A 6,013-nucleotide genomic window follows, 5' to 3' on the forward strand; every position below is an offset into this window, starting at 1 on the left:
GTACAAATAAAGCAAATATTGTTTTTGGTTTTGTTTACGAAAGTTCCGTCAATAGGGATATATCGCCTATGCCGGCCCCTGCGCGAGCAAGCTCGCTCCCCCATTGGAATGCGTCCCCCTGTGGGAACGAGCCTGCTCGCGGAGAGGTATTCCCATTCAATCGAGAGCCGTCTGAGTTTTCCCCAATGCCAAATTCACCGCCAACCATCCATTCACCGCCGCTTCCCCGGCCTCGGCAAATACCCGCTCCAGCAACTTCACCTGCTCACGGCGCAACGCCTGCTCGAACTTCGCGCCTTCCGCCGTCAACTCCAGCAGGCGCTTACGCTTATCAGCCTCCGAGGCGACGCTGTCCACCAGATGCATTTCCTGCAACTGCCGCAGCGGCATGTTCAGCGCTTGCTTGCTCACACCGAGCAAGGCCAGCAGCTCTTTCACGCTCAAATTCGGATAGCGCGCGATGAAAAACACAATGCGCTGATGCACCCGCGACAAGCCACGGCGTTCCAGCATTTCATCAGCTTTGGCGGTGAACGCCTGGTAGCCGAAGAAAAACGCTTCCATGGCCTGTTGTTGGCTTGCAGGGTTTTTAAGGTCAAGCATGTTGACGTACTCGCTCAGGCTGTCGTAATTTCAGTCAACCAGTTTGACTTATTTTTTGCATCCCTTGCTACCGGTGACCGCCATGGCTTTTTCCGAACGTGTCTCGCGCCTTAAAAGTTCTTTGATTCGTGAAATCCTCGCCGCTGCCCAGCGTCCTGAGGTGATGTCGTTCGCCGGTGGCTTGCCGGCCGAAGCCATGCTGCCGAAGGTCGAGTGGGCGGACATGCCGCTGGCGCTCGGCCAATACGGCATGAGCGAAGGCGAGCCGGCGTTGCGCGAAGCGTTGGCGGCGGAGGCGCGGGCGCTGGGCCTGGATTGCGCGGCGAATCAGGTGCTGGTGGTCAGCGGCTCCCAGCAGACCCTCGATCTGGCGGCCAAGCTGTACATCGACAAAGGCACGGAAATTCTGCTCGAAGCGCCGACCTATCTGGCCGCGTTGCAAATCTTCCAACTGTTCGGCGCCGATTGCCTGACCGTGCCGCAAGAGTCTGATGGGCCGAACCTGGCGCAACTGCGCGAGCGTCTGGAGCAGCATCGTCCGGCGTTCATCTACTTGATTCCGACGTTCCAGAACCCGTCCGCCGTGCGCTACAGCGAAGCCAAGCGTGCAGCCGTGGCGGCATTGCTCGACGAATTCGGCGTCACTCTGATCGAAGACGAACCCTACCGCGAGCTGACGTTCGATGGCGGCAGCGCCAAACCGATCGCTGGACGTCTGAAAAAATCCAGTTGGATCTACACCGGTACGGTTTCGAAAACATTGCTGCCGGGGCTGCGCGTCGGCTATCTGATCGCCAGCAAGGATCTGTTTCCGCACCTGCTCAAGCTCAAGCAATCGGCAGATTTGCACACCAATCGCATCGGTCAGTGGCAGGCGTTGCAGTGGATCGGTACTGAAAAGTATCAGCGGCATTTGAGTGAGTTGCGCGGCTTCTATCGGCAGCGGCGCGATGCTTTCCAAGCTGCGCTGGAAATGCACTTTTCTGATCTGGCGCATTGGAACATGCCGCAAGGCGGGCTGTTTTTCTGGCTGAAACTGAAGCAACCGCTGGACACGCGAACGTTGCTCAATGAGGCGTTGGCCAATGACGTGGCGTTCATGCCGGGGGAGCCGTTCTTTCCGGAGCCGGATAACCATCATGGGCATTTGCGCTTGAATTTCAGCCATATCGATCCGGCGCGGCTGGATGAAGGGCTGAAGCGATTGGCGGCGGTGGTACGTCGGGCGCAGCTAGAGAAAGCGGCCTGAAAACAAATAAACCGGCTCAAGGGCCGGTTTATTTTTGACTGGGATTTGCGGTGGCTGAGAGGGCCTAATCGCTGGCAAGCCAGCTCCCACAGTGATCTGTGGCGTTCACAAAACCTGTGGGAGCTGGCTTGCCAGCGATGAGGCCATCAGCATCACCACATAATCTCAGACAGCAGCAAAGCGCTTGTCCAGATAATCAATAATCACCTTGGATTCATACATCCAGGTGGTCTGGCCATTCTCTTCAATCCGCAGGCAAGGCACCTTGATCCGGCCGCCCTGATCCAGCAGCGTCTGACGATCCTGCTCATTGTTTTTCGCATCCTTCAGCGCCACCGGCACATTCAGGCGACGCAGCGTGCGGCGGGTTTTCACGCAGAACGGGCAAGCATGGAACTGATACAGGGTCAGGCCTTTCGCGGCGGCGTTGACCTGGGCCTGAGTTTCGGCAGGACGCTGTTTCTTGCCCGGGCGGGTGATGAAGTCGATGAAGATAACCAGTTGGCCGAGGCCGACACGAAGCGCTTTGACGAACACGTTTAAAGCCTCACGGTGCAAATTGAGAAGGCGCGCAGCTTACCCGATTTTTCACGGACGAAAAAAAACCGGCGATGAGTGCCGGTTTTCTTCGTGGCGCAAATTACTTGATGAGGCTGAGGAATTCGCTGCGGGTCGCGGCGTTTTCACGGAACTCACCGAGCATGACCGAAGTGATCATCGACGAATTCTGCTTCTCGACACCGCGCATCATCATGCACATGTGCTTGGCCTCGATCACCACGGCCACACCCAACGCGCCAGTCACTTGCTGGACAGCATCGGCGATCTGACGGCTGAGATTCTCCTGAATCTGCAGGCGGCGAGCGTACATGTCGACGATCCGCGCGACCTTCGACAGGCCCAGCACTTTGCCGCTCGGGATGTAGGCGACGTGTGCCTTGCCGATGAACGGCAGCAGGTGGTGTTCGCACAACGAGTACAACTCGATGTCCTTGACCAGCACCATTTCGCTGTTGTCGGAGCTGAACAGGGCACCGTTGGTGACCTCTTCGAGCGTCTGTTCATAACCGCGGCAGAGGTACTGCATGGCTTTGGCGGCACGCTTTGGCGTGTCGAGCAGGCCCTCGCGGGACACGTCCTCGCCCAATTGGCCGAGAATCGCGGTGTAATTCTGTTCCAGGGACATGAAACTACCTGTGGGGATTTTCGCAAAGGGCAAGGGTACGGTGGCGGACACAACCCTGCAAGTTCGGTGTAACGGGATTATTCGTCGCGGCCTTCCATCATGGTGCGTTTGAGCATCACATAAACCGCGCCGGCACCGCCGTGTCTGGCCTGGCACGAGCAGAAACCCAGGACTTGGGCATGCTGGCGCAACCAGGTGTTGACGTGGCTTTTGATCATTGGTCGCTTGCCGTCCAGGCGTACAGCCTTGCCGTGAGTAACGCGCACGCAGCGAATTTCGAACTTGGTCGCTTCGGCAAGAAAAGCCCACAAGGTCTCGCGTGCCTTTTCCACGCTCATGCCATGCAGGTCGAGACTGCCTTCGAACGGGATCTGCCCGACCTTGAGCTTGCGCATCTGACTTTCCTGCACGCCGTCACGAGACCACATCAACTCGTCTTCCGGGCCGACATCAATCACAAACTGATCGGACAACCCATCGACGGTCGCGGTATCGGTGCGCACGGTGGCGGACTGGCGCAGCTTGGCGATCTGAGCGCGGTCAGCCTTGGGTTTACCGGTGTCGGCGCGATCGTGCTTGATCGGCTTGACGCCTTGGATCGCACTTTTGAACAGGGAAAAATCGTCGTCTTGCATGTCAGCCTCCGCGAAGGGCGGCCAGTTTACCCAAGTCGAAACAAAACGGCCCGGCAAAAAGCCAGGCCGGTGAGTCAGTCGTGTTTTTTCATCAGGTGCGGGGACATGTTCAGTTCCCGCGATTGCCGTGCGCGACGGCGGCAGCGACGCCACAGGGCGACACCGAAATACAGAAACAGCAAACCGACTGCCAGAATGATCGCCGAGCCCATCGGCGTAGCGTTCAAGTCACCGAGTGCCGGTGGGCGCCCGAGCAGGCTGGCCGCTCCGGCCATCGCCAGCAGCACGCCGAACGTGGCCAGAATGGCCGCGATCGCCGCGCCAAATCGAAAACGCCAGTTGCTTTGGCCTTTGGGCCGCAAGCGGCGTGCGTCAAATCCATCGGATAACTTCATTCCGACCTTCCTCAATGGGTATCGGCCCTTCGACCGGGAGTTGACCGGGTTGTTCCTGAGGCTATGGCATTTGCGGCAAATGAGAGGAATTTGCGGATGAGCGGCGTGCTGAGCCGCTCATCAAAGCAGATCAGATCAGGTCTTGAGTCAACGCGAGGGTGGCAAAGTTGTCCGCCATGATCGCCATTTCAGCTTCCTGCACCACGGCGGCGCTGAGCACGCGGCCCTTGAACGGCAAGTCGCGGGTCGCGCAGGCGTCTTCCACCAGGGTGCAGCGGAACCCCAGGTTTTTTGCTGCACGCACGGTGGTGCTGACGCTGGAATGGCTCATGAAACCGCAGACGATCAAGTCCAGCGAGCCAAGGTTTTGCAGACGGTCCAGCAACTCGGTGCCATGGAACGCGCTCGGCAGCAGTTTGCCGATAATGGTTTCATCACCTTGTGGCTCGAGGCCCGGGATGAATTCGCCGCGTTCACCCTGCGGGTCGAACAGGCCTCCGACGGTGCCGAGATGACGCACGTGCACGATCGGCCGACCGGCTGCACGGGCTGCGGCAACCACTTGTTTGATGTTCGCGACGGCCGCGTCCATGCCGCTCAGGGCCAGCGGGCCACTGAGATATTCTTTCTGGGCATCGATGATGACCACGGTGGCATGGCTCAGTGTGGCCGCTGCGTAACCGCGACCGCTGAGTTGAAACATCGTTTTTGGAACGGACATTCTGGGGCTCCTTGGGGTGGGGCTTTTGCGACATTGTCCTCTGGCGGAGCGGTTCTGTGAATCGCTACCATCGTAGGCACCGTCGTTATTGGCCTGCAGCCTTGTCAAGTTACACGTTCTGTTCAATAGCTGATGCAAAAAACAGAAAACTCCTACCGTCGCCGCGATGTTTTTCCTGCGTCGTCGTCAGGCGTTTTGGCTGGTAGAATTGCCAGTCGTTTTTTCTGGAGTTCTGCCCCGTGATCACTTCCCGACTTCGTACCCTGCGCGACCACATCCGTTGGGCCGTCAGCCGCTTCCATGGGGAGGATCTGTTTTTCGGCCATGGCACCGACAATGCCTGGGACGAAGCCCGGCAACTCGTGCTCGGTGCATTGCACCTGCCATGGGAAATCGCCGACAGCTACCTCGATTGCGCGCTGGAAGACGATGAGTTGGTCAATCTGCAACGCCTGCTCAAGCGTCGTATCGAGGAACGCATTCCGACCGCTTACCTGTTGGGCGAGGCGTGGTTCTGCGGTATGTCGTTCATTGTTGACGAGCGCGTGTTGATCCCGCGTTCACCGATTGGCGAACTGATCGAAAATCACTTTGCGCCGTGGATCGGCACCGAGCCGGCGCGGATTCTCGACCTGTGCACCGGTTCCGGTTGCATCGGCATTGCCTGCGCCTACGAGTTCCAGAACGCCGAAGTGGTGCTGGCCGATCTGTCGTTCGAAGCGTTGGAAGTGGCCAACCAGAACATCGAGCGCCATGGCGTCGATGAGCGTGTGTACACCGTGCAGGGCGATGGTTTCGATGGTTTGCCGGGGCAGCGTTTCGACTTGATCGTGTCGAATCCGCCTTACGTGGATGCAGAAGATTTCGCAGATATGCCGGACGAATATCAGCATGAACCGGAGCTGGGTCTGGCCTGTGGCGATGATGGTCTGAACCTGGTTCGACGCATGCTCGCCGAAGCGGCGGATCACCTCACCGAGAAGGGCTTGTTGATTGTCGAGGTGGGTAACAGCCAGGTGCACGTTGACGCGCTGTACCCGGAAGTCGATTTCGCCTGGCTCGAATTCGAGCGCGGCGGGCATGGTGTGTTCATGCTGACGGCGGAGCAGTGCCGCGATCATCAGGCGCTGTTCGCCTCCCGCGTCTGACCCGTTAAAAGCAAAAGATCGCAGCCTTTGGCAGCTCCTACAGGGATTACCGCATTCCAGTGTAGGAGCTGCCGAA

Annotated in this window: 8 protein-coding genes; 2 read left to right on the forward strand and 6 right to left on the reverse strand. The window is 58.5% G+C overall.

What is annotated here, in order from left to right; translation table 11 throughout:
* Positions 1 to 156: 156 nt before the first annotated feature.
* Positions 157 to 603: a MarR family winged helix-turn-helix transcriptional regulator gene (locus PMI23_RS11065; protein ID WP_007914011.1), complete on the reverse strand. Its 447-nt coding sequence runs from the start codon at positions 601 to 603 to the stop codon at positions 157 to 159.
* 82 nt (positions 604 to 685) lie between these two features.
* Between PMI23_RS11065 and PMI23_RS11070 the strand changes: the two genes are divergently transcribed.
* Positions 686 to 1,852 carry an aminotransferase-like domain-containing protein gene (locus PMI23_RS11070; RefSeq protein ID WP_007914013.1) on the forward strand — a complete coding sequence of 389 codons (1,167 nt, stop codon included), beginning with the start codon at positions 686 to 688 and terminating at the stop codon, positions 1,850 to 1,852.
* A gap of 165 nt (positions 1,853 to 2,017) precedes the next feature.
* Here the strand turns inward: PMI23_RS11070 and PMI23_RS11075 are convergent, their stop codons facing one another.
* The 5 genes from PMI23_RS11075 to PMI23_RS11095 all read right to left on the reverse strand — a co-directional run bounded on the left by PMI23_RS11075 (position 2,018) and on the right by PMI23_RS11095 (position 4,789).
* Positions 2,018 to 2,389, reverse strand: a complete 372-nt coding sequence (locus tag PMI23_RS11075; protein ID WP_007914020.1) for a glutathione S-transferase N-terminal domain-containing protein — start codon at positions 2,387 to 2,389, stop codon at positions 2,018 to 2,020.
* 103 nt (positions 2,390 to 2,492) lie between these two features.
* On the reverse strand, positions 2,493 to 3,038 hold the full coding sequence (folE, locus tag PMI23_RS11080; protein WP_003204506.1) for a GTP cyclohydrolase I FolE: 546 nt from the start codon (positions 3,036 to 3,038) through the stop codon (positions 2,493 to 2,495).
* Between the two features lie 77 nt (positions 3,039 to 3,115).
* Positions 3,116 to 3,673 (reverse strand): Smr/MutS family protein, encoded by a 558-nt coding sequence (locus PMI23_RS11085; protein ID WP_007914022.1) that lies wholly within the window; start codon positions 3,671 to 3,673, stop codon positions 3,116 to 3,118.
* A gap of 74 nt (positions 3,674 to 3,747) precedes the next feature.
* The gene (locus tag PMI23_RS11090) at positions 3,748 to 4,068 is read right to left on the reverse strand and encodes a hypothetical protein (protein ID WP_007914024.1); all 321 of its coding nucleotides are present in this window, start codon (positions 4,066 to 4,068) and stop codon (positions 3,748 to 3,750) included.
* 130 nt (positions 4,069 to 4,198) lie between these two features.
* Positions 4,199 to 4,789, reverse strand: coding sequence for a cysteine hydrolase family protein (locus tag PMI23_RS11095; RefSeq protein WP_007914026.1), 591 nt, complete (start codon positions 4,787 to 4,789; stop codon positions 4,199 to 4,201).
* 239 nt (positions 4,790 to 5,028) lie between these two features.
* Here PMI23_RS11095 and prmB point away from each other — a divergent pair, with 239 nt between their 5' ends.
* Positions 5,029 to 5,937 (forward strand): 50S ribosomal protein L3 N(5)-glutamine methyltransferase, encoded by a 909-nt coding sequence (prmB, locus tag PMI23_RS11100; protein WP_007914027.1) that lies wholly within the window; start codon positions 5,029 to 5,031, stop codon positions 5,935 to 5,937.
* The last annotated feature ends 76 nt before the right edge of the window (positions 5,938 to 6,013 follow it).

Origin of the sequence: Pseudomonas sp. GM24 (assembly GCF_000282235.1) — a bacterium.
In the GTDB taxonomy this organism is placed as follows: Bacteria; Pseudomonadota; Gammaproteobacteria; order Pseudomonadales; family Pseudomonadaceae; genus Aquipseudomonas.

Excerpts from the sequence above, each read along its gene's own strand:
- PMI23_RS11090 (WP_007914024.1), bottom strand. The coding sequence starts at position 4,068 with ATGAAGTTATCCGATGGATTTGACGCACGCCGCTTGCGGCCCAAAGGC.
- PMI23_RS11070 (WP_007914013.1), top strand. The coding sequence starts at position 686 with ATGGCTTTTTCCGAACGTGTCTCGCGCCTTAAAAGTTCTTTGATTCGT.
- PMI23_RS11065 (WP_007914011.1), bottom strand. The coding sequence starts at position 603 with ATGCTTGACCTTAAAAACCCTGCAAGCCAACAACAGGCCATGGAAGCG.
- PMI23_RS11095 (WP_007914026.1), bottom strand. The coding sequence starts at position 4,789 with ATGTCCGTTCCAAAAACGATGTTTCAACTCAGCGGTCGCGGTTACGCA.
- folE (WP_003204506.1), bottom strand. The coding sequence starts at position 3,038 with ATGTCCCTGGAACAGAATTACACCGCGATTCTCGGCCAATTGGGCGAG.
- PMI23_RS11085 (WP_007914022.1), bottom strand. The coding sequence starts at position 3,673 with ATGCAAGACGACGATTTTTCCCTGTTCAAAAGTGCGATCCAAGGCGTC.